Consider the following 23,741-nt stretch of genomic DNA (forward strand, 5'->3'; position numbering starts at 1 on the left):
GGCCGGCCCGCTCATCCCATGGCCGGGATGACCTGCTCGCCGTAGGCGTCGATGGTGGCCTCCTTGGCGTCGTGCATGTCGTAGACGGCGAAGTGGTCGACGCCCAGGTCGCGCAGCGCCTTGAGCTTGGCGACGTGCGCCTCGGGCGGGCCGATCAGGCAGAAGCGGTCCACGATGTCGTCGGGCACGAAGGCGGTGTCGGGGTTGCCGCTGCGGCCGTGGTGGGCGTAGTCGTAGCCGTGCCGCTGCTTGATGTACTCCGTCAACTCCGCCGGGACCAGCGCGGAGTGCTCGCCGTAGCGGCCGACCAGGTCGGCGACGTGGTTGCCGACCATGCCGCCGAACCAGCGGCACTGCTCGCGGGCGTGCGCCAGCGCCTCCGGCGAGTCGTCGGCGGTGACGTAGGCGGGGGCGGCGACGCAGATCGTGACGGCGGCCGGGTCGCGGCCGGCGCTCTCCGCCGCGGCGCGGACCGCCTTGACCATCCACTCGGTGAGGTAGACGTCGGCGAGCTGCAGGATGAAGCCGTCGGCCAGCTCGCCGGCCATGGCCAGCGCCTTGGGGCCGTACGCGGCCATCCACACCGGCAGCCTGCCGTCCTCGACCCACGGCAGCCGCAGGGCGGTGCCCTCGACCACGGCCTCCCGGCCCTCGGCCAGGTCGCGGATGGCGGTGATGGCCTCGCCGAGCCTGGCCAGGGTGTTGGGCGGCCGGCCCGCGACCCGCATCGCCGAGTCGCCGCGGCCGATGCCGCACACCGTGCGGTTGCCGTACATCGAGTTGAGGGTGGCGAAGGTGGAGGCGGTCACCTCCCAGGTGCGGGTGCCCGGGTTGGTGACCATGGTGCCGACGGTGAGCCGCTCGGTGTGGTCCAGGATGCGGCTGTGGATGACGAAGGGCTCCTGCCACAGCACGGCGGAGTCGAAGGTCCAGCCGTGGGTGAAGCCCTTGCGCTCGGCGCGCCGCATCAGCTCGACGACGTCGGACGCGGGCGGGTCGGTCTGCAGCACGAGGCCGAAGTCCATGGGCCGCAACTCCTTGGGTGACGGGTGGCTTACAGGTACTGGCAGATGCCGCGCGGGGTGTACTGGCCGTGTCCTGCCCGGCCCACGTAGCTCTGCCGCTCGATCACCGGGACGCCGCGCGAGAGCACGGTCTCCACCCGGCCGGTGAGCCGGCGGCCCTCGTAGGCGGAGTAGTCGACGTTCATGTGGTGGGTGCTCGCCGAGATGGTCTGCTCGGCGTGCGGGTCGTAGACGACCACGTCGGCGTCGGCGCCGGGGGCGATGGTGCCCTTGCGCGGGTAGAGGCCGAACATCCGGGCGGGGGCGGCGCAGGCGATGTCGATCCAGCGGCGGCGGGTGATGTGGCCGTCGACCACCGCCTGGTGGAGCAGGTCCATCCGGTTCTCCACCCCCGGCATGCCGTTGGGGATCTGCGAGAAGTCGCCGCGGCCCATCTCCTTCTGCCCGGAGAAGCAGAACGGGCAGTGGTCGGTGGAGACCACCTGGAGGTCGTCGCCGCGCAGCCCGCGCCACAGCGCGGCCTGGTGCTCGCGCGGGCGCAGCGGCGTGCTGCACACGTACTTGGCGCCCTCGAAGTCCGGCTCCGCCAGGTTGTCGGTGGACAGGAACAGATACTGCGGGCAGGTCTCGCCGAAGACCGGCAGGCCGAGGTCGCGGGCCGCGGTCAGTTCGGCGACGGCCTGCTCGGCGGAGACGTGCACGACGTAGAGGGGCGCGCCGGCCACCCGAGCCAGCTGGATGGCGCGGTGGGTGGCCTCGGCCTCCAGCAGCGCCAGCCGCACCTCGCCGTGGTAGCGGGGGTCGGTCTTCCCGGCGGCGAGCGCCTGCTGGACCAGGACGTCGATGGCGATGCCGTTCTCTGCGTGCATCATGATCAGGCCGCCGTTGCCCGACGCGCGCTGCATGGCACGCAGGATCTGCCCGTCGTCGCTGTAGAAGACCCCCGGGTAGGCCATGAACATCTTGAAGCTGGTGACGCCCTCCTCGACCAGGGTGTCCATCTCGGCGAGGGTCTTGTCGTTGACGTCGGCGACGATCATGTGGAAGCCGTAGTCGATGGCGCACTGGGCGTCGGCCTTCTCGTGCCAGGCGTCGAGACCGGCCCGCAGCGAGGCGCCGACGCCCTGGATCGCGAAGTCCACGATGGTGGTGGTGCCGCCCCAGGCGGCGGCCCTGGTGCCGGTCTCGAAGGTGTCGGAGGCGGTGGTGCCGCCGAAGGGCATCTGCATGTGGGTGTGCGCGTCGACGCCGCCGGGGATGACGTACTTCCCGGTGGCGTCGATGACGGTGTCCGCGGTCCAGCCGGCCGCGGTGTCGCTGTCGTGGGCGGCCAGCGCGGCGATCCTGCCGCCCTCGATCAGGACGTCGGCGTGCATCTCGTCGGCGGCGGTGACGACCAGGCCGCCGCGGACGACGGTGCGGGTGCCGGTGCTCATACGGTGACGCCTCCCGTGCTGCTGCTCGGTGTCTCCAGCTCGATCTGCGCGGCCTTCAGCGCCGCTTCGAGCGCGGCCGCGCCCTCCTCGGCCTCGGCGACGGTCAGCGACAGCGGCGGCGCGATCCGCAGCACGTTGCCGGCCCTGCCGCCCTTGCCGATGAGCAGCCCGTGCTCGCGGGCGGCCTCCAGGACCAGGCCTGCGGCCTGCGCGGACGGCTGGTCGGTACCGGGCACCACCAGCTCGACGCCCAGCATCAGGCCGCGCCCGCGCACCTCGCGGACCACGCCGAGGCCGGCGGCCACGGATTCGAGCCTGGCCTTGAGCAGGCCGCCGACCCGGCGGGCGTTGCCCGGCAGGTCGTGGTCGATGAGGTAGCCGAGGTTGGCCAGCGCCGCGGCGGCGGTGACCGGGCTGCCGCCGAAGGTGGAGATCGAGTTGGCGGTCAGGCAGTTCATCACCTCGGCGCGGGCCACCACCCCGCCCATCGACATGCCGTTGCCGATGCCCTTGGCGAAGGTCAGGATGTCCGGCGGCCCGGCCTTGCCGTGCGCCTGCCAGCCCCAGAAGTGCTCGCCGGTGCGGCCCCAGCCGGTCTGCACCTCGTCGGTGATCCACAGGATGCCGTGCCGGTCGAGCACCTGCTTGAAGGCCGCGAAGAGCCCGTCGGGCGGCAGCGTGAACCCGCCGACGCCCTGGACGGGTTCGGCGATCAGCGCGGCGACCTGGCCGCCTGCCTGGCCGAGCACGTCCTCCAGGTCGGCCACGCAGGCGGTGATGAACTCGGCGTCCGACAGGTGCGCGTACGGCCCGCGGGTGCGGATCCCGCCGTGCACGTAGAGCGTCTGCAGCGGGGACAGGCTGGTCGGCGACCAGGCCGAGTTGCCGGTGATGCCGATCGCGCTGAAGGACCGGCCGTGGTAGCTGTTGCGCAGCGCCAGGATCTGGTTGGACTTCCGGTACGCCGTGGCCAGCAGCAGCGCGGTGTCGTTGGCCTCGGTGCCCGAGGTGGTGAAGAACACCCGGGCGTCGGGGATGCCGGACAGCCGGGCGATCCGCTCGGCCAGGTCCACCGCCTGGCTGCTGAGGTACAGCGTCGAGGAGTGCAGCAGCCGGCCGGCCTGCTCCGCGACCGCGGCGGCGACCTCGGGCAGGCCGTGCGCGGTCATCGTGGTGAGGATGCCGCCGAAGAAGTCCAGGTAGCGGTTGCCCTCGGCGTCCCAGACGTGCCGGCCCTCGCCGTGCGTCAGCTCGATCGGCCGCGCGTAGTACGTGGCCAGCCAGTCGGGCAGCACCGCACGGTGCCTGGCGTGCAGCGCGGCATGGGCGTTGACGGTCTCGGTGGCCACCGGCTCAGGCCTCCGTCAGGTCGCCGTAGGCCTCGGGCCTGCGGTCGCGGTAGAAGGCCCACTGGGTGCGCACCTCGTCGATCAGGCCGAAGTCCAGGTCGCGGACGAGCAGTTCCTCCTTGGTGTCGGAGGCGGTGCCGTCCACGAACTGCCCGCGGGGGTCGACGAAGTAGCTGGTGCCGTAGAAGTCGTTGTCGCCGTACTCCTCGCGGCCGACCCGGTTGATCGCGGCGATGAAGTACTCGTTGGCGACGGCGGCGGCCGGCTGCTCCAGCTGCCACAGATACGCCGACAGGCCGCGGCTGGTGGCGCTCGGGTTGTACACGAGCTGGGCGCCGGCCAGGCCGAGGGCGCGCCAGCCCTCGGGGAAGTGCCGGTCGTAGCAGATGTAGACACCGATCCGGCCGACCGCGGTGTCGAAGACCGGCCAGCCCAGATTGCCCGGTTTGAAGTAGTACTTCTCCCAGAAGCCGGTGACCTGCGGGATGTGGTGCTTGCGGTACTTGCCGAGGAAGCTGCCGTCGGCGTCGATGACCGCGGCGGTGTTGAAGTAGACCCCAGGCTGCTCGACCTCGAAGACCGGGACCACGATCACCATGCCCGTCTCCCGGGCCAGTTCCTGCATGCGCCGCACGGTCGGACCGTCCGGTACCGGCTCAGCCCACCGGTAGTGCTCGGCCTCCTGCACCTGGCAGAAGTAGGGGGTGTTGAAGACCTCCTGGAAGCCGATCACCTTCGCGCCCTGCGCGGCGGCGGCCCTGGCATGTTCCTCATGCTTGGCGATCATCGTCTCGGTGTCACCGGTCCAGGTCGCCTGGACCAGTGCGGCACGCACGACATTGCTCATGACAGCAGCTCCTCTGACGTGACGTCACGCCGGTTCTACGCACGTAGATCCCCGCCGTCCGACGAACGTAAATCCCTTGCCCCACTCTGACAAGGCCCCCGCCGTTACCGCCTGACGTCCCCCATGTTTCGCCCGCGCCCGACCCATACGGCTCACTGCGGGCCGCCGGGGCGGAGCGGACCCGCTCGCGGTGGCTTGAAGCAGCTCATGGCGCCGTCGGCGGGGCCGGCCGCGTTCGAGCGGCGCGGCCCGGTGCCACCGGACCGTGGGGACAGGCGAATCGAACGGCCGCGGCGGGGCGGGGTGCGCCTTCCCGCCATAGTGGGCCGTTCGGCTGAGCAGGTGGGATATGCGCATTTACCGTACTGATCGTGAAAGCTGTACGTCGTACGCGGGTGCGTCTGGCCGCCGCCGGGCTGGCCGTACCCCTGCTGGTGCTGCTGGCCGGGCCGGTGCGGGCCGCGCCGCACCCCGCGCCGGGCGGGGTGGCGGTGACCATCGGCTGCGGCCGGACGGGCGGGTGCGGGATCTCCGTGGTGGTCTGCGGGAGCGGCGGGCACGTCACGCAGGTGGTGCGGCTGGCCGGCGCTCCCCCGCCGCTGCCGCTCGGCCGGCTGACGGTACGCACCGGCGGCTCGTGCCGGCCGCCGACGACGCCGCCGCCGTCGACCCCGGCACCACCGCCGACGGGGACGGTCACGCCCACCGCGCCCCCGACCGGGCCGCATCCGACCACGCCGACCGGGCCGCCCGGCGCGCCGCCGCCGACAGCTCCGGGCGGGTCCGCGCCGCCGGTCCCGCCGGCCGGCCCGGGGCCCGGTACGCCCGGCGGCGTAACGGCCGCACCGCACCCGGCGGCCTTCGCCCCCGCGGCCGGCAGCAGCCCGCCGGCCGCCGTACCACCGGCCGCCGACCGCCCGGTGCCGCCCGCGCCCACCGCGTCCAGCCCGCCCGGCCCGCCCGGCCCGCCCGGCACCGCCGGCTACACGCCGCCGCCGCTCGCCGACGAGCCGTACGACCGGGACTCCGGCGCGGCCACGCGCTGGTGGCTCATGACGCTCGGGGTCGTCCTGCTGCCCGCGGCGCTCGCCGCGCTCCCGTACCGCCACACCCGGCGCCGGCCATGAAGGCCGCCGGCCACCGCCGTCTCCCGTCACGACCCCTGGGAGCCCCATGTCCTCTTACGCCCTCCCCCTGCTCGCCACCCTCGGCGGTGCCGCCTTCGCCTTCTGCCTCGGGCACTTCCTCGGCAGGAACCGCGAGGCCACCGACGCGGACTTCGGCGGGCAGGCGCTGTCCCTGATCGGGGCGGTGCTGCTCAGCTCCTTCATCCTGCTGACCGGCTTCCAGGTCGCCGGCAGCTGGTCGGCGCTCAGCAGCGCCCGCAGCGGCACCTACGACGAGGCCCGCGCGCTGACCGACACCTACTGGGCCGCGGGCGGCCTGGCCGCCGCCGACCGTACGGCCGTACGCGGGCTGCTGCGGCAGTACACCGCCGACGTGCGCACCGCCGAGTTCGCCGAGCTGGCCCACGGGCGGACCAGCCCGGCGACCTGGCAGGCGCTGGACCGGGTCAGGGCGGCCGTCCGCACCGCTGCGGCCACCCGGCCCGACCAGCAGGCGGCGAAGGCCGCGGCCCAGTCGGCGCTGGCGACCGTGTACGAGACGCGGTCCGACCGCGCCGCGGCCGCCAAGGCCGGGATACCCCGGGTCATCTGGCTGGCGATGGTCGTCTCCGGCGTCTTCCTGATCGCCTATCCGGCGGTACTGGGCCTCACCACGACGGCACGCCACCTGGTCGCCCTGTCCTTCGTCGGCGCCGCCGTCGCCTTCGCCGTCGTCCTGGCGGCCCAGCTCAACCACCCCTTCCGCGAGCCCTTCGGGGTCGGCCGTACGGCGTTTGTCTTCGCCGAGACCCGCTTCGGCCAGATGGATGGTCCTCAGGGGTGAGTGTGGTGTCGGCGCCTGCCGCCGGGGCAGACGGATCGTATGGCCGTTCTGAGGAAGTTCGCCCGCCCCATGCTCGCGTCGGTTTTCGTCAGCGGGGGTTATGCGGCGCTGCGCCGCCCCGAGACGCTGTCGCCGGACGTGACCCCGACCGCGCTGCCGCTCACCGAACGGGTGCAGCGCCTGCCGCAGGACCCCGAGCAGCTGGCCCGGATCACCGGCGCCGTGCAGCTGGGCGCCGGCGGCCTGCTGGCGCTCGGCCGGCTGCCGCGCGTCGCGGCGCTGGCGCTGGCCGTCAGCCTGGTGCCCGCCGCGGTGGCGGAGCCCTGGTGGACCGTCGCCGACCCCGACGAGCGGGCGCGGCAGCGTGCCAGGTTCTTCGCGGACCTGGCCATGCTGGGCGGCCTGCTGCTCGCCGCCGCCGACACGCACGGCAAGCCGTCGCTGGCCTACCGGACCAAGGCCGGCACCCGGCACGCGGCCGGCGCCGCCGCCCGGCAGGCACACCGCGCCGGTGACGGCGTCCACTCCGCGGCCGACGGTCTGGCGGACGGCGTGCGCGATCTCGCGGGCGGCGTACGCGACCGGCTTCCGATGAGCTGATTCCGCCGGTCCGGGGAAGGCTGCACTCAGGGGTCGGGCTCTCCGGCCGGGCGAAGGGACCGAAACATGATCCACATCGGGGACATCCGCGAGTGGCGCACGCAGGACGTCATCGATCCTGCGGGACACCGGATCGGCATACTGGAGTCCGTCTACGTGGACACCACCAGTGACGAGCCGGCGATGGCCACCGTCCAGGTGGGGATGCCCACCCGTCACCGGCTGGTCTTCGTGCCGCTGGACGACGCGCAGGTCGGGCCGGGCTACGTGAAGGTCGGCTACGACAAGGAGCTGGTCAAGACCTCACCGTCGATCGGCACCGACGACGTGCTGCCGGCCGAGGACGAGCCGGCGATCTTCAAGCACTACGGCATCACCTACCGTCCCGGCGCCAACGGCGAACGCCAGCTTGCCCGCCGCTGACCCCGCCGCGGGAGCTCCCGCGGCGGACCGCATCGAGGAGGTATCCGCGTCATGGTCGTCTTCCTGCTGCTGATCATCGTGGCAATGGTGCTCGGCCTGATCGGCGCGGTCGTCAACGGCCTGCTGTTCCTGCTCGTCATCGGCATCCTGGTCTTCCTCGCCGACTTCGCCTATCTCTACCGGCACCTGCGCCGCCCCGGCCGCCGCCCGGTCCGCTGAGAGCGCCGGACGGCGGCCCCGGCGCCCGCGCTCAGTCCGCCGCGCCCAGCGGACGGGCCATCCCCGGGTAGGTCAGCACCAGTCCCGCCTCGTCGAAGGTGACGTCGCTGCGGTAGTCGCCGGACTCGTAGCGGATGACCGCGGTGGTGTCCGTACGGGACAGGTGCGTGTAGGTCTGCCGGGACAGCCGGACCGTCAGGTCGGGCACCGAGACCCAGGCCATCAGGAAGCGGCGCCGTCCCGGCCGGAGGTGCAGGCCGTGCCGCAGCACGGGCATGGCGTTGGTGACCGGGCACAGACCCAGGTCGCAGTCGAGCGCGCCGTCCACCTCGGGCAGCACCACCCCGTCGGCCGACCACCGGCCGTCGTCGCGGCGCCTCAGGTCGAGTTCGCGGGTGGCGGTCGCCGTCTCGGCGGTCACCCGCAGGCTGCGGGTGACGAAGTCCTCGCCGGTCTCCAGCTCGTAGGAGATCCAGTACGGCTCCGGGACGGTGCCCACCGCCCGGCCGCGGGCGTGCAGCGTGTCGGTGCCGACGGTGATCCAGGCGGTCTCGTAGCCCTGGCTCTCGATGACGTCCCAGGTGCGGGTGGTGGTTGCGGTCACCCCTCGACCCTAGGGCCTGTGCGCCGCGCGGCGCCGGCCGCCCTCGGTCCGCGGCGGCTCACCAGGCGGTGCCCCGGTGGAGGGCCGCTGCCAGGTCGCGGTGGCAGGGCGGCGAGACGCGGGCGGCCGCCGCGAGCAGCGGGTCGGTGAGGGCGGGGCGGGCGCGGGCCACCGCGGCCGCGGCGTCCGCGGTCCGGCCGCGCGCGACCGTCTCCAGCAGCTCGCCGGCCTCGGCGGAGCGGCCGCCGCCGTGCAGCAGGTCGGCGACCACCGCGACATCCCCGGCCGGGCGGGCGGCGACCTGGTGCAGCAGGGTGCGCGAATGCATGCCCCGCCCGTCGGCGGCGAGCGCCGAGACCGCCTCGGCGACCGGTTGCGGCGGCAGCGCGGCGATCTCCCAGAGCAGCGTCGCCACGTCGGCGGCCAGGCCGGTGCGCTCCAGTTCCCGCACCACGTACGGAAGCCGGTCGGGCGGGCCCTCGGCGGCCGCGCACAGCACCAGGTAGGCGGCGCCGCTCTCGCCGGCCTGCCGGAGCCGCCCGAGGCGGGCGGCCTCGTCGCGCGCTTCCGCCGCCCAGCGCGGGTCGGCGGCCGGCCGCACGGGCGCCGCGTCCTGCTGGGGCGCCCCGGCGAACCGGGCACCGCGCGGGGCGGCCGCCCTGACAGGTTCCGGCGCGGGCGGCGCCGCCGGCTGCTCGTAACTCCCGGCGAACCGGGCGCCCCGTGGAGCCCGGGCGGCGGGCGCGTCCGGTGCGGCGGGCGCGGTGGCCCGGCGCAGGGGCGACCCGGCCGGCTGGTCGTACGCCCGGGCGAAGCGCGCACCCCGCGGCCGCCGCGCAGGGGGCTCCGGCTCGGCCGGGGCCGGGTCGCCCGGGGCGGGGTCGGCAGGCGCCACGGCGGCGAGCCGCTGGTGCAGGTCGGTACAGCGTGAGGTGGTGCGGGTCAGCTCGTCGCGGGTCCAGGCCAGGGCCTGCCCGCGGGCGGCGGTGGGCTGGCGGGCGTAGGCGCGGGCGGCCTCGCGGGCCCGGACCACCGCGGACTCGCGGGCCTGGGCGGCCGCGGCCAGCCGGATGCGCAGCCGGGCGTCGGCGTCCGGCGCGGCGTCCTCGGCGGCGAGCGCGGCCCGGTGCAGCGCGAAGACCCGCCCCGCCTCGCCGGGGTCGATGTCCTCGGCACCGGAGTTGACCGCGAGGTCGCGCAGCACGGTCCTGACCACGTCCCAGGGCGGTGTCTCCCGCCCGCTCTCATGGTCCCGGGCGGCGGCCGGTTCGCGCTGTGCGTACAGCCCGTACCAGCCCGGCCGGTCGCCGAGCGCCGCCACCAGGGACCGGAAGTAGTACGTGAAGTCCGCCGTCACCAAACCCTCCGCCACCGCGTGCCGACACCCGCTCGTCCGGCATTGGACACCCGGTGCGTTACGGCCCTGCTACGGAAAGTTTTCTGGCAGTGACAGGAATCTCCGCCGGACTCGGCAGGCAAACTTGCCAGTTTTCCTGCCGGACTCCTACGGTGGGGGCATGCCGAGAGCCGACCGGGCGCGTACCGCGGACGAGCTGACCACGCTGGTCGCCCAGCTGGGCAGGCGGCTGCGGGCCGCGTCCGGCGGCGCGGAGCTGACCCCCTCGCAGCAGTCGGTGATGGGCCGGCTGGAGCGGGAGGGGCCGGCGACGACGGCCGCGCTGGCCCGCGGCGAGCTGGTCAGGCCGCAGTCGATGCGGATGACGCTGGCCGCCCTGGAGGAGCGCGGGCTCGTCGCCCGCGCCCCGCACGCCACCGACGGCCGGCTTGTGGTCTTCTCGCTGACCGCCGAGGGCGCGGACCTGCTCGGCTCCGGCCGGACGGCCCGCCGCGGCTGGCTCGCGGACGCGCTCGACAGCCGGCTCACCCCGGACGAGCACCGCGCCCTGGCCTGCGCCCTCCCGCTGCTCCGCCGCCTGGTGGAACCCCCGCGGCCACCGGACCCGCGCCCCGAGGGCCCGCAGCACGGGGACGCCTGACGGCACCCGCGCCACCGGCCCCCCTGCGGCAACCCGCACCGCCGCAAACAGCACCACCGCAACCCCACAGGAGATGTCCCGCGATGAGCGCCACCACCCTCGACCCCCGTACCGCCCTGGTCGTCATCGACCTGCAGCGCGGCATCGTCGCCCTGCCCACCGCCCACCCGGCGGACGAGGTCGTCGCCCGCAGCGCGCAGCTGGCCGCCGCCTTCCGCAAGGCCGACCTGCCGGTGGTGCTGGTCAACGTCACCGGCATGGCGCCCGGGCGCACCGACGGCGGCCCGGGCGGCACCGTGTCCTTCCCCGAGGGCTGGGCGGACCTGGCAGGCGAGCTCGACCGGCAGCCGTCCGACGTCACCGTCTCCAAGCAGCAGTGGGGCGCCTTCTACGGCACCGGCCTGGACCTGGAGCTGCGCCGCCGCGGGGTCACCCAGATCGTGCTGTGCGGCATCTCCACCAGCATCGGCGTGGAGTCGACGGCCCGTGACGCGTACGAGCACGGCTACAACGTCACGGTGGCCACCGACGCGGTGACCGACACGGACGCCGCCGCCCACGAGCGCGCCGTCACGACGATCTTCCCGCGGCTCGGCGAGACGGGCAGTACCGCGGACATCCTCGGGCTGCTCCCGGCCTGACCCGGCGGGCGGGGCGCGGCCCGCACCGTAGTCGGCACCGCTCGAACACCGCTACGATGCCGCGCCATGAGCGACGACCTCCGCAATCTCGTCCTTGGCCTGGCCGCGGCCGCCGTCTGCGTGGCGCTCGGCTGGTTCGCCCGCAGCTACCTGTGGCAGCGCAAGCTGCAGCGCAAGCAGCGTTTCTTCGGGCTGCCCAAGGATTCGGAGTGCCTGCTCGTGGTGCCCCGCGACCCGGGGTCGCGCGGCTGGAGCGTGGCGCGGCACGACGCCTTCGCCCTTCTTGAGCTGGCCGCGGTGATCAAGGAGTGCGGGGCGCACGCGGAGATCCTCGCGCACGACACCGCCTGGCAGGGCTTCGGTGCGCGCACCGAGTTCTGCATCGGCGGCCCCGCGGAGAACCTGCGGCTCGGGGCACACCTGCGGTCCATGCTGCCGGGCGTCGAGATCAACGTCGATCCGGCGCCCGGTCCCGAGCAGGGCGCGATAACCGTCGGGGGCGAGACCTACCGGCTGGAGAAGGGCGCCGTCGAGTACGTCCTGCTGGCCCGGCTCGCCTCGGCCGGCGACAGCGGCAACGACCGCCCGGTCTTCCTGTCCTCGGGCCAGCGCGGCATCGCCAACCAGGCGGCCGTGCGGTATCTGGCCAGGCACCACGGGCGGCTGGCCCGCAAGCACGGGGTGGACTCCACCTTCTGCCTGCTGCTGCGGGTGGTGAACTCCCAGGCGTACGGCTCCGACGTGGTGGAGCTGGTGGCCGATGTCACCAAGCAGGCCACCGCGACGTCCAAGAAGCTCAGTCAGCGAGACCGATCACCAGCCACATGATGCCGGTGCCGGCCACCGTGCACAGCAGCGTGGAGCTTGACGGGTGCGGGCTGTGCGCCTCGGGGAGGATGTCGGAGGTCGCCAGGTAGAGCAGGAAGCCGGCGAAGAAGCCGAGGTAGAGGCCGAGCGCCCCGGAGGGGATGGTGAAGGCCAGCGTCACGGCCGCGCCCGCCACCGGGGCGATGGCGTCGGCCCCGAGCAGCAACTGGGCGCGGCGCCGCCCGTTCCCGTACATCCTGGTGATCGTGTACGTGTTGAAGCCGTCGGCGAAGTCGTGCGAGACGACGGCGATGGCGACCACGATGCCGACGGTGTTGCCGGCCTGGAAGGCGGCGCCGATCGCGAAGCCGTCCATGACGCTGTGCCCCACCAGCGCGGCGGCCGCGGTGAGGCCGATGCCCTTGACCGGGTCGTGGGCGTGCCCGAGGCCGTGCGCATGCGGGGCGTACTCGCCCTCGTGGGCACGGTGGATGGCGACGGAACGCTCGATGATGTGCAGCGCGAGGAAGCCCGCGACGAACATCAGCAGGGCCGAGGGCACCCCGAAGACCACCTTGCGCTGGGTCTCCAGCGCCTCAGGCAGCAGATCGAATCCGACGACACCGAGCATCAGCCCGGCGGCGAGTCCGAGGACGAGGTGGCGGCGGTCCCCGATGTGCTGGGCGACGACTCCGCCGACGAGGGTCATCGCGAAGGCGCACGCGGCTATCAGGACCGGCATGGATCGATGATCCATGACGTCGCGCGCGCTCGCGACTCAGGGTCGCCTTACCTGCGAGGACGTCAGCCGCGCCGGCCGCCGACCTTCGCGGTCACGGCCTGCGCCATCACCTGCTCGCCCTTGGCGTTGGGGTGGGCGGGGGCGGCCGGCGAGGCGGGCACCAGCGGCTCGATCCAGCGGTCGGCGGGCGCCTTGCACATGTCGTGCCCCACCGTCGGCCGGTAGGTGTCGACGTACTCGGCGCCGCCGAAGAGCGCCTCGATCTTCAGCATCGCGTTCAGCTGCTTCTCGGTGTCCCGCAGGTACGGGAAGTCACCGGCCGCGAAGGGCACGGCCGGGAAGCAGCCGACGCCGTCGTCGGGCAGCAGGTCGGGGTAGCCGACCACGACGACCCGGGCGTGCGGGGCCCGGTGGTGGACCTCGTGCAGCACCTGGGCGATCTTCGGTGCGGTCTTGACGACGTCGACGGTGAGCTGGTCGATGCCGACGGCCCGGTAGTGCTGCTTGCAGGGGCTGCCGGTGGGGGCGGTGACGCTCAGGCCCGCGCAGGTGGCGATGATCGAGCTGAAGCCGATGTCGTTGCCGCCGATCTGCAGGGTGACCAGGGTGGTGTCCTGGGTGACGGCGTCCAGCTGCGGTCCGTTGGTGCCCTGCGCCTGCCACATCTGGGCGGTGGTGGCGCCGCCGCAGCTGACGTCGGTGAAGCGCGCGAACCGTCCGGCCCGGTCGACCAGCGAGGGGTAGTTCTCGTCGGACCTGGCGCAGTTCGCGTCGACCTGGGTGGGTATCGCGGGCCCGGAGGTGTAGGAGTCGCCGAGCGCCACGTAGCGGACCGCCGCCGGTCGGCCGTGCCCGGCGCCCGGGTGCCCGCCGGAATGGGCGGCGGCCGGGGTGACGGCCGCCGCGGTCAGCGCGAGGGCGCCGCCGAGTGCCGCGGCCCCGACCCCCACCGCCCGTCGGCGCACCGGCGCGGGCCGCTCCTGCGCTCCGGCGTCCGTACCCGCGCTCCTGCTGCTGCCCCTGACCCACCTGGCGGCCATGTGGCCCCTCCCCTGCGTCGACGCTGACGTCGATCAAGGCTCGGGGCCGGGGGGTGTGGTGTCAATGGCCGGGACGCCGCCGGGCTGCTCCGGCGTCACATCGCGTGCGTACGCCCCCGTTCCGGCGGTGACGGGGGCGTACGGAGCCGGGCGGGGGCCGTCAGGTCGCGGCGAGCTTGCGGGCGGCGGCCACGATCGCGGAGGCGCTGATCCCGGCCGCCTCCAGCTGCTCGTCGGGGGTGCCGGAGCCGGGCATGGTGTGGACGGCGAGCCGGGTGTGCCGGGGGGTGGGGTGGCCGTTGCCGAAGGACTCCATGACCGCGTCGGCGAGTCCGCCCTCGGGGTGGTGGTCCTCGGCGATCACGAAGCGGCCGGTGTCCTCGGCTGCCGTGCGCAGCGTCTGGGTGTCCACCGGCTTGACCGAGTAGAGGTCGATCACCCGGGCGCGGATGCCGTCGGCGACCAGCCGGTCGGCGGCGGCCAGTGCCTCGTGGACGGTGACGCCGGCGCCGATCAGGGTGACCTGGTCGTCGGGGTGCGAGCGCAGGACCTTGCTGCCGCCGACCGGGAAGGCGTCACCGGGCCCGTAGATCACCGGGCTGTTCCCGCGGGTGGCCCGCAGGTAGCAGATGCCGGGGCGGTCCGCCATGGCGGTGAGCAGCTGGACGGTCTGGTTGGCGTCGCAGGGGTAGAGCACGGTGGTGCCGTGGATGGCGCGCGTCATCGCCAGGTCCTCAAGCGCCATCTGGGACGGGCCGTCCTCGCCGATCGAGACGCCCGCGTGGGTGCCGACGACGTTGACCGCGGAGCGGCTGATCGCGGCCATCCGCAGGAAGTCGTGGGCGCGGGTGAGGAAGGCGGCGAAGGTGGACGCGTAGGGCGTCCAGCCGCGCACCCCGACGCCGACTGCGGCGGCGATCATCTGCTGCTCGGCGATGTAGCACTCGATGTACCGCTCGGGGTGGTCCGCGGCGAAGAGCTGGGCCTTGGTGGAGTCGCCGACCTCGCCGTCGAGGACCACGATGTCGTCGTGCAGCGAGCCGAGCGCGGCCAGCGTCTCGCCGAAGGCGGTACGGGTCGCCACCGGGTCGCCGCCGACCGGGTAGCGCGGCAGGTCGGTGTGCGGGTCGCCGCCGCCGCGGGCGGGCTGCTCGGCGTCCGGCGGGGCCTGGACGGCGACCCGCAGGTCACGCAGGCCGCCGAGCTCGCGGATGGCCGCCTCGGGGTCGGCCAGCGGCTTGCCGTGCTTGCCCTCGCGGTCCTCGACCTCGGAGGCGCCGCGGCCCTTGCGGGTGCGGGCGATGATCGCGGTGGGCGCGCCGCGGGTGGCCGCCGCGGTGGTCATGGCCTGGTCGATCGCCTCGATGTCGTGGCCGTCGATCTCCAGGGTGTGCCAGCCGAAGGCGCGGATCCTGCGGGCGTAGGCGTCCAGGTCCCAGCCGTGCCGGGTGGGGCCGCGCTGGCCGAGCCGGTTGACGTCGATGATCGCGGTGAGGTGGTCGAGCCCTTCGATACCGGCGTGCTCGAAGGCCTCCCAGACCGAGCCCTCGGCCATCTCGCTGTCCCCGCACAGCACCCAGGTGCGGTACGGCAGGTGGTCCAGGCGGCTGCCCGCGAGGGCGACGCCCACCCCGACGGGCAGGCCCTGGCCGAGCGATCCGGTGGCCACGTCGACCCAGGGCAGCCGGGGGGTGGGGTGCCCCTCCATGCGGCTGCCGAACTTCCGGAAGGTCAGCAGCTCCTGGTCGGAGATGGCGCCGGCCGCCTTGTAGGCCGAGTACAGCAGCGGGGACGCGTGGCCCTTGGAGAGGATCAGATGGTCGTTGCCCGGGTGTTCCGGCCGGTCGAAGTCGTAGTGCAGGTGCCGGGCCAGCAGTACGGCCATCAGGTCGGCGGCGGACATCGAGGAGGTCGGGTGCCCGGAGCCGGCTGCCGCGGCCGCCCGGACGGAGTCCACCCGCAGCTGCTGGGCCAGTTCGACGAGGTCGGTGTCGGTCATGATCGGGGGGTGGGTGATCGTGTCCTTCATGGCGCCGTCTCTTTCCTCACAGGGTCGGTCCGTCCCACCGGAGCGGCTGCCCGTCCCCTGCCGGGACAAACCGGGATCCCGCCCCACCGGTCCCATACCGGCCGCTCACCTGCGGCGAAGCCCGAGGTCGGATTTCCGCGGGCGCGGGGCTTCGGCAGGGGACGCGCCGGGCGGCCTCAGACCTCCTCGGGCAGTGCCGTCACCACCGTGGCGCCCTTCGTCCTGGGGCTGCGCCGCTCGTACCCGGCGATCCGGTGGGCGGACCACGACAGCAGCATGCACATGCCGATGTAGACGGGGGCGATCACCATGACCACCGGGATGAACGGCAGGTCGTAGTCCAGGTTGGTGGCGATGAGCTTCCCGGAGTAGAGGAACTCCTGGTAGGTGATGAGGTAGCCAAGCGAGGTGTCCTTGAGCGCCACCACCAGCTGGCTGATGATGGCCGGCAGCATCGCCCTGGCCGCCTGCGGCACCAGCACGTGGGCCATCACCTGGGTCTTGCGCATCCCCAGCGCGTACGCCGCCTCCCGCTGGCCGCGCGGTACCGCCTCGACCCCGGCGCGGAAGACCTCAGCGAGCACCGAGCCGTTGTAGAGGGTCAGGCCGACGACAAGCGCGAGCAGCGGCTCCAGCCGGAGCGCGACGAAGATGAAGAAGATCATCACCAGCAGCGGCATCGCCCGGAAGAACTCCACCACCAGCGTGCTCGCCCAGCGCACCACCCGGTGGTCCGACAGCCGGCCGGCCGCGAGGACCACCCCGAAGGCCAGCGAGGCGAGCGCCGCCCAGCCGAAGGCGGTCAGGGTGTTCGCCAGCCCGGTCAGCAGCAGCCGCTGGATGCCCTGGTAGGCGAAGGGCCGCCACTTGACGGCCGAGAACTGCCCGGTGGCCACCAGCTTGTGGACGACCAGGCCGGCCGGCGCGGCCAGCAACGCGCCGCTGATCCAGCCGTACAGCCGGTGCCTGGCCAGCGCTTTCGGACCGGGGAGGTCGTAGAGGGCGCTGCCCGCGGTCATCCGGCCACTCCCAGCTTCCGCTCCAGCAGGCCGAAGAGGCCGGCCAGGCTGAGCGTGACGAGCAGGTAGCCAGCCGCGATCCACACGAAGATCCACACGATGCCGTAGCCCAGCTCGTTGAGCGGTTTGTAGGTGCCGAGAAGCTCGGTGACCGAGAAGGAGCCGGCGATGGCGGAGTTCTTGGCCAGGGCGATCAGGGTGGAGCCGAGCGGCGGGATCACCGCGCGGACCGCCTGCGGCAGCACCACCAGCGACAGCGTCTGGGTGAAGGACATCCCGAGGCTGCGGGCCGCCTCGCCCTGGCCGGGCGGCACGGTGTTGACGCCGGCCCGCACCGCCTCGCAGACGAAGGCCGAGGTGTACGCGCCGAGGGCCAGCACCGCGAAGACCGTGAAGGGCAGCACGACGCCGAACCGCGGCAGGCCGAGCAGCACCGCGAAGAACAGCAGGGTCAGCGGGGTGTTGCGGAGTACCGTCACCCACCCGGTGCCGAACGCCCGCAGCGCCTTGACCGGCGAGAGCCGGCAGCCGGCGATGAGCACTCCGGCGGCCAGCGCGAAGGCGCCGGCCAGCAGGGTGAGCTGCACGGTGCCCCACAGGGCCCTGCCGTAGAGCGAGAAGTTGTCCGTCAGCACGCTCACGCGCGCCCTCCCTCAGTCACGGTCCACCGGCGGCGGGGCGGGCGCGGGGACTCCCGACAGCCCGAGGGTGGCGTCGTAGGCCCGCTTCCAGTCGCCGTTGCGCTCATGGGCGACGAGGGCGTCGTCCAGCGCCAGCCGCAGCGCGGAGTCGCCCTTGGACAGGCCGATCCCGTAGGGCTCCCGGGAGAAGGGCCGGCCGACCGTCTTCAGCTCGCCGGGGGCCTTGGCGGCGTATCCCAGCAGGATCGAGTCGTCGGTGGTCACCGCGTCGACCTGGTAGGTGAGCAGGTTGTCGACGCACACCGAGTACGTGTCGTAGGTGACCGGCTTCGCGTCGGGGTAGTCGGCCTCGATGCGCTGGATGGAGCTGGAGCCGGCGGCCGAGCAGACCTTCCTGCCGCTGAGGTCCCGCGGCCCGTGGATGTCGCGCTCGCCGCGGCGCACCAGCAGGCCCTGCCCGGCCAGGTAGTAGGGCCCGGCGAAGCCGACCTGCCGGCGGCGCAGCGCGTTGATGGTGTAGGTGCCCACGTAGAGGTCGATCTGGCCGTTGCTGAGCGAGGTCTCCCGGTTGGCCGACGCGATGGCCTTGAACGTGATCCGGCCGGCGGGGAAGCCGAGCGAGGCGGCCGCCATCCTGGCGATCTCGATGTCGAAGCCGGAGTACGCCCCTGTCGCGGGGTCGCGCTCGCCGAGGTAGGGCTGGTCGTCCTTGACGCCGACGACGAGCCTGCCGCGGCGGTGGGCCCGGGTCCAGGTCGGCGAGGCCGGCAGCGAGACGGCGGGCTCGACGCGGTAGGCCGCCAGGTCACCGGCCCGCGGCCCCTTGGCAGGCGGGCTGCCCGGCCGGCCGCAGCCGCCGGTGGGCGCGAGGAGGAGTGCGAGCAGGACCGGGCCGAGCAGCAGGGCCGGGAGCGGGCGGGGGCCGCGGCGGGTCGGGGTCACGGCGGCCGGTCAGTGGTGGAGGATCTTGGACAGGAAGTCACGGGCCCGGTCGGTGCGCGGCTCGGTGAAGAACTCCCCGGGCGCCCGGTCCTCGATGATCCGCCCGTCGGCCATGAAGACCACCCGGTCCGCCGCCGACCGGGCGAAGCCCATCTCGTGGGTGACCACCACCATCGTCATGCCCTCCTGGGCGAGCTGCCGCATCACGTCGAGCACCTCGTTGATCATCTCGGGGTCAAGGGCCGAGGTCGGCTCGTCGAAGAGCATGGCCTTGGGGTCCATGGCCAGGGCCCGGGCGATCGCCACCCGCTGCTGCTGGCCGCCGGACAGCTGGGCGGGCAGCTTGTCGGCCTGGGCCGGCAGGCCGACCCGGTCGAGGAGGTCACGGGCCCTGCGCTCGGCCTCGGCCCTGGGGCGGCGGCGGACCTTCAGCGGCGCCAGCATCACGTTGTCCAGCACGGTCCGGTGGGCGAAGAGGTTGAAGGACTGGAAGACCATCCCCACGTCGGCCCGCAGCCGGGCCAGCGCCCGGCCTTCGGCGGGCAGTGGCCGCCCGTCCACGGTGATGGTGCCGGACTCCACCGGCTCCAGCCGGTTGACCGCCCGGCACAGGGTGGACTTGCCCGAGCCCGACGGACCGACGACGACCACCACCTCGCCGCGGCCGACGGTCAGATCGATGTCCTTGAGCACATGGAGCTGTCCGAAGTGCTTGTTGACGCCGCTGAGGACGATCAGTGGTTCCACCGGCACCGCGGCGGTCAGCCGAGGACGCGGTGGACGAGCGTGTCGCGTTCGGTCTGCGGGATCGCGGTCCAGCGCATGCCGCGCAGGGCGCCCTCCAGGGCGAGCAGGGTGTGGGTGCAGGCGTCGTCGGGAAGGTCGGGGCGGATCTTCTCGAAGGCCCGGCCCGATCCCAGCCGGCGCAGTTCGCCCGCGTCGTCGACGCCCGCGCGGCGCAGGCGGTCGGCGAGCACCGCCCCGATGTTCGGCAGCTGCTGTAGGGAGTCCACGTGGTGCCTCCGGTGCCAGGCTGATGGTGAGTCAAGGGAACGTCTGCCGCCATCATGCACATATGCCGCACCGCAGCCGGGCGACCACGCCCTTGACACGCCTGGCGGTCCCCCGCCGTGGCGAGCGTGCCACCGGTTCGGGTGACGGCGCGCCACCCGTGCGGGGCCACCGGGGCGCGGTCAGTCCTCGGTGGTCTCCGCCAGCACCTGGGACAGTTCCGGGGTGCCGTTCTCGGCCCAGCTGTGGCCCAACTCGACGGCGTCGATCTCGCGGCCGCTCGCCAGGCGCACCACCGGGCGGCCGTTGGGCCACACCTGCCAGACCGCGCCGGGGAGCGTACGGACGATGACAGTGCCGAGGTAGAGGCCCGCGTCGTTGCCGAGCCGGTCGAGCGCCTGCTCCTCCTCGTCGCGCCAGTTGGGCACGAGCTGGTCCAGCGCGCTCAAAGACTCCGCGGTGTCGTCCAGTTCCACCCCGTCGTCAGCCGCGCGGGCGCGCAGCAGCGGGCACTCGCCGAGGAGTTCGGCGAGCATCGCGGGGTCGGGCTGCTGCCCGCTGCCGAAGGCCGCGAGGCCGGACGGGACATGCCGCTTGCGCCACTTGGTGAGAAGGGGAATGTCCATTCCCCCAGCTTCGCACCCGCGTCCCCGGGCCGATACCAGGCGCGCGGCGTACGGCGCACACGTCCGGCCGGCCGGGCGCGGGTCAGTCGCCGAGGCCGCCGGCCGCCGCCCGCAGCGCCGCCGACGCGCCGGCGGTGACGGGTTCGCCGTGGCCGAAGCAGGCCACGTCCACGTCGAGCGCGGCGAGCCGGCGGAAGGAGGCGAGCGCGCCGGCCGGGTCGCTGTTGAAGACGCCGGGCATCGTGCGTCCCTCGACGTTGGCCGCGGTGTCACCGGTGAAGAGGAACCGCGGGCCCGGCAGATGGAGGGCGATGCTGCCCTCGGTGTGGCCCGGCACCCACACCACTTCCGCGCCGCCGCCGAAATCGATCGTGTCGCCGTCCTCCAGCTCGCGGTCGACGGGTACCGGCGGCGCGGGCGGCAGCGGCGGCAGGCTGTCGAAGAGGGCACGCTCCCACTCGGCGAACACCGGCGGCGCCCCGGCGGCCTCGCCCCGGATCACCGGAGCCTCCCGGCGGTGCGCCAGCACCGCGGCGCCGTAGCGGGCGCGGATCTCGGCGGCGGATCCGGTGTGGTCGTGGTGGAAGTGCGTCAGCACCACCTGGTGTATGTCGGCCGGATCGCGGCCGAGGCCGCGCACGGCCGCCGCGATCTCCTCAGCCGACCCCGCGACCCCGGTGTCGATCAGCGTCAGGGCGTCCGTGCCGCCCTCGGTGTCGGACCACAGGTAGGCCGCGCCGACCGGGAAGCGCAGCATGTGCAGGGACGGCAGCAGCTCGATGATCTCCATGGGCCGACCGTAGCCCGGGCGCCACGCCGGACGGCCGGGGTTCGCCGACAGCGGAGGCCGGCGGGCGGCGGACCCGGGGCGGCAGGCGGCGCGGTGGAGGACAGGCCGGCCGCGCGGCTCGCGGCCGGTCAGACGTCGAGGTCCACCACGACCGGGGCGTGGTCGGAGGCGCCCTTGCCCTTGCGCTCCTCGCGGTCCACATACGCGTCGGAGACCGCCTTGGCGAACGGCCCGTTGCCGTACACCAGGTCGATGCGCATGCCGCGGTTCTTCGGGAAGCCCAGCTGGCGGTAGTCCCAGTAGGTGAACGGGTGGTCGTACTTCAGCGGCCGCGGCACCACGTCGGTCAGGCCGGTGCCGCGCAGCGCGGCCAGCGCGTCGCGCTCGGGGGCGGTGACATGGGTCTGGCCCTCGAAGACCGCGATGTCCCAGACGTCCTGGTCGGTCGGCGCCACGTTGTAGTCACCGAGGACGGCGAAGGGCAGCTCGCCCGCCGCGTCGTCGGCGACCGCGGCACGGAGCGCCTCGAACCACTGGAGCTTGTAGGCGTAGTGCGGGTGGCCGATCTCGCGTCCGTTGGGCACGTAGACCGACCACAGCCGGACCGGGCCGCAGGTCGCGGAGACCGCCCGCGGCTCCTGCACCCCTTCGTACGCCGGGCCGCCGGGCAGGCCCTTGACCACGTCGGTCAGGCCCACCCGGGAGATCAGCGCGACCCCGTTCCACCGGCCGTCGGCGTTGACCGCCGCCTCGTATCCCAGCTCGCGCAGCTCGTCGTAGGGGAACTGCTCGTCGGTGCACTTGGTCTCCTGGACGCACAGCACGTCCGTGCCGCTGCTCTCCAGCCAGCCGAGCAGCCGGGGCAGCCGGGCCGTGATCGAGTTGATGTTCCAGGTCGCGATGCGCATGTCCACCAACCTAGCCGCTGGGTACGACAACGGGCCCGACGCCCCGGTCGGTCAGGTCGAGGTGCCCTCACCCGGTGCGAGGCGCACGTGCTCGGCACCGCTCAGGTCGACCAGCTGGGCGTCGTACATCGGCCGTGCCAGGTCGGCGAGCAGCGCGTCGTGGACGTCGAGGCTCCGGCGCGGCTTGACCTCCCGGACGTAGTCGATGACCTCGGAGATCTTGTTCCAGGGCGCGTGCACCGGCAGCAGCAGGGTGTCCACCGGGTAGCCGGGCACCGTCAGGGCGTCACCGGGGTGGAAGACGGCGCCGTCCACCAGATAGCCCACGTTGGTGATCCGCGGCAGGTCGGGGTGGATGACGGCGTGCAGCTCGCCGTGCACCTGGACGTCGTAGCCCGCCGCGGTGAAGGTGTCGCCGTGGCCCACGGTGTGCACCCGGCCGGGGTAGGCCGCCGAGAGCTGGTCGGCGACGCTCGCCAGCGTCCACAGCTCGGCCGCCGGGTTGGCGTCCAGCGAGGCCCGCAGCCGGCCGGGGTCGAAGTGGTCGGGGTGCTCATGGGTGACCAGGATGACGTCGGCGCCGTCCGCCGCGTCCTGCTCGCTGAAGACACCCGGGTCGATGACGAGCGTGAGCCCGTCCTTCTCCATCCGCACGCAGGAATGCCGCTTCTTGGTCAGCTTCACTGGATTCCACCCTCGCCGGTACGCGTCGGTCGGACTCTGGGCGCCCGATGGGTTCACGGACGCCCCTGGGGGTCATGGCTTCCTGTGACGCCGCGCGGGTCGGCGGCGTCCGTATGTCCCTACCCTCCATCCTGCTACGGATGGCCCCCGGTCTCCTGCTCGACCACGGTCCGCGCCGCGGCCAGCGCGGCGCGTGCGGCGGGCAGCCCGCAGTAGACCGCGGTGTGCAGCAGCACCTCCTCGATCTCGGCCGGGCTCAGGCCGATCCGCAGTGCCCCCCTGACGTGGTCGGCCAGTTCCGCGAGCTGGCCGGTCGCGGTCAGCGCGGTGAGCGTGACGCAGGCGCGGGTGCGCCGGTCGAGGCCGGGCCTGGCCCATATCTCGCCCCACGAGTAACGGGTGGCGAAGGCGTCGAAGCCGCTGCCGAAGCCGTCCCCGGTGGCCAGCGGGCGGTCGGCGCCCGCGCTGTCGCCGATCACCTCGCTGCGGATCCGTCCGCCCTCGGCGAGCCGGTCGGGGGTCGCGGACGCCGGGATGCGGGCGGGCGGCACCGGCGGGACCGGCGGCGGGGGCAGCGGCACGGCGGTGGAGGCGTGGTCCTGCCAGGCGCTGCCGAAATGGGTGGCAAGCAGCTCGCCGACCGCGACCGGCTCCTCGACGGGCGCGAGGTGGCCGGTGGCGGGGACGACCGCGAGCCGGGCGTCGGGGATGCCCGCGACCAGCAGCCGGGCGTCGGCCGGCGGCGTCTCGGTGTCGTCGGCGCCGGCCACCACCAGGGTGGGGACGCCGATGCTGCCGAGCGCGTCCCGGATGTCGAAGGCCGCCAGCGCCTCGCAGGCGGCCACGTAGCAGGCCGGGTCGGTGGTGGCGACCATCTGGACGGCCCATTCGGTGATCGCCGGCTGGGTGGCAAGGAAGGCGTCGGTGAACCAGCGCTTGGGGCCGGCCTGCGCGGTGCGCTCCAGCCCGTTGGCGCGCACCACGACGCCGCGCTGCCGCCAGGTGTCGGCGGTGCCGAAGCGGGCGGCGGCCGACACCAGGGCCAGCGCGGCCACCCGGTCGGGCCGCAGCAGCGCCAGCCGGGCGCCGATGGCCGCGCCGAGGGCGCAGCCTGCGTAGCCGAAGGTGTCGATGCCCTCGTCGTCGAGGACGGCGAGCAGCCGCCGTGCCAGGTCGTCCACGGAGGACGCGGGCTCGGCGGGCGCGCCGCCGTGCCCGGGCAGCTCGTAGCGCAGCACCCGCCAGTTGGTGGTGAGCATCGGCAGCTGCCGGTCCCACATGTGCCAGGTCGCGCCGAGCGCGGGCCCGAGGACGAGCACCGGCGCGCGGTCGGGTCCGTCGAAGCGGTACTGCAGCGGCGGCGCTCCCGCGTACATGTCGTCCATGTCGTCGTAGTCGGCCATACGGTCCG

General features: G+C 73.8%; 27 protein-coding genes. 8 read left to right on the plus strand and 19 right to left on the minus strand.

Annotated features, from left to right (window positions below):
* Positions 1–11: 11 nt before the first annotated feature.
* The 4 genes from OG702_RS07695 to OG702_RS07710 are packed head-to-tail and all read right to left on the minus strand — an operon-like array spanning position 12 to position 4,657.
* Entirely contained in the window at positions 12–1,025 is a 1,014-nt protein-coding gene (locus tag OG702_RS07695) for a TIGR03842 family LLM class F420-dependent oxidoreductase (protein ID WP_327288109.1), read from the minus strand.
* A gap of 29 nt (positions 1,026–1,054) precedes the next feature.
* Positions 1,055–2,461: a dihydropyrimidinase gene (gene hydA, locus OG702_RS07700; protein WP_327288110.1), complete on the minus strand. Its 1,407-nt coding sequence runs from the start codon at positions 2,459–2,461 to the stop codon at positions 1,055–1,057.
* Positions 2,458–3,810, minus strand: a complete 1,353-nt coding sequence (locus OG702_RS07705) for an aspartate aminotransferase family protein (RefSeq protein ID WP_327288111.1) — start codon at positions 3,808–3,810, stop codon at positions 2,458–2,460. The genes hydA and OG702_RS07705 overlap by 4 nt, the downstream gene beginning before the upstream one ends.
* Before the next feature lie 4 nt (positions 3,811–3,814).
* Positions 3,815–4,657: a nitrilase-related carbon-nitrogen hydrolase gene (locus tag OG702_RS07710; protein WP_327288112.1), complete on the minus strand. Its 843-nt coding sequence runs from the start codon at positions 4,655–4,657 to the stop codon at positions 3,815–3,817.
* Positions 4,658–5,028: 371 nt separating this feature from the next.
* On the opposite strand from OG702_RS07710, the gene OG702_RS07715 reads away from it, so the two are divergent.
* The 5 genes from OG702_RS07715 to OG702_RS07735 all read left to right on the plus strand — a co-directional run bounded on the left by OG702_RS07715 (position 5,029) and on the right by OG702_RS07735 (position 7,849).
* Entirely contained in the window at positions 5,029–5,784 is a 756-nt protein-coding gene (locus OG702_RS07715; RefSeq protein ID WP_327288113.1) for a hypothetical protein, read from the plus strand.
* A gap of 46 nt (positions 5,785–5,830) precedes the next feature.
* Positions 5,831–6,607, plus strand: coding sequence for a bestrophin-like domain (locus OG702_RS07720; protein WP_327288114.1), 777 nt, complete (start codon positions 5,831–5,833; stop codon positions 6,605–6,607).
* A gap of 39 nt (positions 6,608–6,646) precedes the next feature.
* Complete coding sequence (locus OG702_RS07725) at positions 6,647–7,207, plus strand: DoxX family membrane protein (protein ID WP_327288115.1); 561 nt, start codon at positions 6,647–6,649, stop codon at positions 7,205–7,207.
* Positions 7,208–7,273: 66 nt separating this feature from the next.
* Positions 7,274–7,630: a PRC-barrel domain-containing protein gene (locus OG702_RS07730; protein WP_327288116.1), complete on the plus strand. Its 357-nt coding sequence runs from the start codon at positions 7,274–7,276 to the stop codon at positions 7,628–7,630.
* A 51-nt stretch (positions 7,631–7,681) separates the two neighbouring features.
* Positions 7,682–7,849: a hypothetical protein gene (locus OG702_RS07735; RefSeq protein ID WP_327288117.1), complete on the plus strand. Its 168-nt coding sequence runs from the start codon at positions 7,682–7,684 to the stop codon at positions 7,847–7,849.
* 31 nt (positions 7,850–7,880) lie between these two features.
* Here the strand turns inward: OG702_RS07735 and OG702_RS07740 are convergent, their stop codons facing one another.
* Positions 7,881–8,453 (minus strand): putative glycolipid-binding domain-containing protein, encoded by a 573-nt coding sequence (locus OG702_RS07740; RefSeq protein ID WP_327288118.1) that lies wholly within the window; start codon positions 8,451–8,453, stop codon positions 7,881–7,883.
* Positions 8,454–8,511: 58 nt separating this feature from the next.
* Positions 8,512–9,810, minus strand: a complete 1,299-nt coding sequence (locus OG702_RS07745) for a hypothetical protein (RefSeq protein ID WP_327288119.1) — start codon at positions 9,808–9,810, stop codon at positions 8,512–8,514.
* 160 nt (positions 9,811–9,970) lie between these two features.
* Here OG702_RS07745 and OG702_RS07750 point away from each other — a divergent pair, with 160 nt between their 5' ends.
* The 3 genes from OG702_RS07750 (at position 9,971) to OG702_RS07760 (ending at position 11,919) form a co-directional block, all read left to right on the plus strand.
* On the plus strand, positions 9,971–10,450 hold the full coding sequence (locus OG702_RS07750) for a MarR family winged helix-turn-helix transcriptional regulator (protein ID WP_327288120.1): 480 nt from the start codon (positions 9,971–9,973) through the stop codon (positions 10,448–10,450).
* 83 nt (positions 10,451–10,533) lie between these two features.
* Positions 10,534–11,091, plus strand: a complete 558-nt coding sequence (locus OG702_RS07755; RefSeq protein WP_327288121.1) for an isochorismatase family protein — start codon at positions 10,534–10,536, stop codon at positions 11,089–11,091.
* A 66-nt stretch (positions 11,092–11,157) separates the two neighbouring features.
* Positions 11,158–11,919, plus strand: a complete 762-nt coding sequence (locus OG702_RS07760) for a hypothetical protein (protein WP_327288122.1) — start codon at positions 11,158–11,160, stop codon at positions 11,917–11,919.
* Here the strand turns inward: OG702_RS07760 and OG702_RS07765 are convergent.
* The 13 genes from OG702_RS07765 to pcaDC form a co-directional block, all read right to left on the minus strand.
* Positions 11,888–12,640 carry a ZIP family metal transporter gene (locus tag OG702_RS07765; RefSeq protein ID WP_327288123.1) on the minus strand — a complete coding sequence of 251 codons (753 nt, stop codon included), beginning with the start codon at positions 12,638–12,640 and terminating at the stop codon, positions 11,888–11,890. The genes OG702_RS07760 and OG702_RS07765 overlap by 32 nt on opposite strands.
* A gap of 62 nt (positions 12,641–12,702) precedes the next feature.
* Positions 12,703–13,680 (minus strand): SGNH/GDSL hydrolase family protein, encoded by a 978-nt coding sequence (locus OG702_RS07770; RefSeq protein WP_327288124.1) that lies wholly within the window; start codon positions 13,678–13,680, stop codon positions 12,703–12,705.
* Between the two features lie 160 nt (positions 13,681–13,840).
* Positions 13,841–15,679, minus strand: a complete 1,839-nt coding sequence (locus OG702_RS07775; RefSeq protein ID WP_327293122.1) for a transketolase — start codon at positions 15,677–15,679, stop codon at positions 13,841–13,843.
* Between the two features lie 206 nt (positions 15,680–15,885).
* The gene (locus OG702_RS07780; protein ID WP_327288125.1) at positions 15,886–16,728 is read right to left on the minus strand and encodes an amino acid ABC transporter permease; all 843 of its coding nucleotides are present in this window, start codon (positions 16,726–16,728) and stop codon (positions 15,886–15,888) included.
* Positions 16,725–17,369 (minus strand): amino acid ABC transporter permease, encoded by a 645-nt coding sequence (locus tag OG702_RS07785; protein WP_327288126.1) that lies wholly within the window; start codon positions 17,367–17,369, stop codon positions 16,725–16,727. Before OG702_RS07785 ends, OG702_RS07780 begins: the two co-directional genes overlap by 4 nt.
* Before the next feature lie 12 nt (positions 17,370–17,381).
* Positions 17,382–18,311 carry a glutamate ABC transporter substrate-binding protein gene (locus tag OG702_RS07790; protein WP_327288127.1) on the minus strand — a complete coding sequence of 310 codons (930 nt, stop codon included), beginning with the start codon at positions 18,309–18,311 and terminating at the stop codon, positions 17,382–17,384.
* 9 nt (positions 18,312–18,320) lie between these two features.
* Entirely contained in the window at positions 18,321–19,064 is a 744-nt protein-coding gene (locus OG702_RS07795; RefSeq protein WP_327288128.1) for an amino acid ABC transporter ATP-binding protein, read from the minus strand.
* A gap of 8 nt (positions 19,065–19,072) precedes the next feature.
* The gene (locus tag OG702_RS07800) at positions 19,073–19,324 is read right to left on the minus strand and encodes a TfoX/Sxy family DNA transformation protein (RefSeq protein WP_073500133.1); all 252 of its coding nucleotides are present in this window, start codon (positions 19,322–19,324) and stop codon (positions 19,073–19,075) included.
* A 180-nt stretch (positions 19,325–19,504) separates the two neighbouring features.
* Positions 19,505–19,948 (minus strand): DUF6278 family protein, encoded by a 444-nt coding sequence (locus OG702_RS07805; protein ID WP_327288129.1) that lies wholly within the window; start codon positions 19,946–19,948, stop codon positions 19,505–19,507.
* A gap of 82 nt (positions 19,949–20,030) precedes the next feature.
* On the minus strand, positions 20,031–20,738 hold the full coding sequence (locus OG702_RS07810) for an MBL fold metallo-hydrolase (protein WP_327288130.1): 708 nt from the start codon (positions 20,736–20,738) through the stop codon (positions 20,031–20,033).
* Positions 20,739–20,866: 128 nt separating this feature from the next.
* On the minus strand, positions 20,867–21,646 hold the full coding sequence (locus OG702_RS07815; RefSeq protein WP_327288131.1) for an exodeoxyribonuclease III: 780 nt from the start codon (positions 21,644–21,646) through the stop codon (positions 20,867–20,869).
* A 51-nt stretch (positions 21,647–21,697) separates the two neighbouring features.
* Positions 21,698–22,330 carry an MBL fold metallo-hydrolase gene (locus OG702_RS07820; RefSeq protein ID WP_327288132.1) on the minus strand — a complete coding sequence of 211 codons (633 nt, stop codon included), beginning with the start codon at positions 22,328–22,330 and terminating at the stop codon, positions 21,698–21,700.
* A gap of 134 nt (positions 22,331–22,464) precedes the next feature.
* A complete protein-coding gene (gene pcaDC / locus OG702_RS07825; RefSeq protein WP_327293123.1) occupies positions 22,465–23,706 on the minus strand; it encodes a bifunctional 3-oxoadipate enol-lactonase/4-carboxymuconolactone decarboxylase PcaDC in 1,242 nt (413 codons plus the stop codon).
* Positions 23,707–23,741: the final 35 nt, after the last annotated feature.

Source organism: Streptomyces sp. NBC_01198 (genome assembly GCF_036010485.1).
Lineage (GTDB): Bacteria > Actinomycetota > Actinomycetes > Streptomycetales > Streptomycetaceae > Actinacidiphila.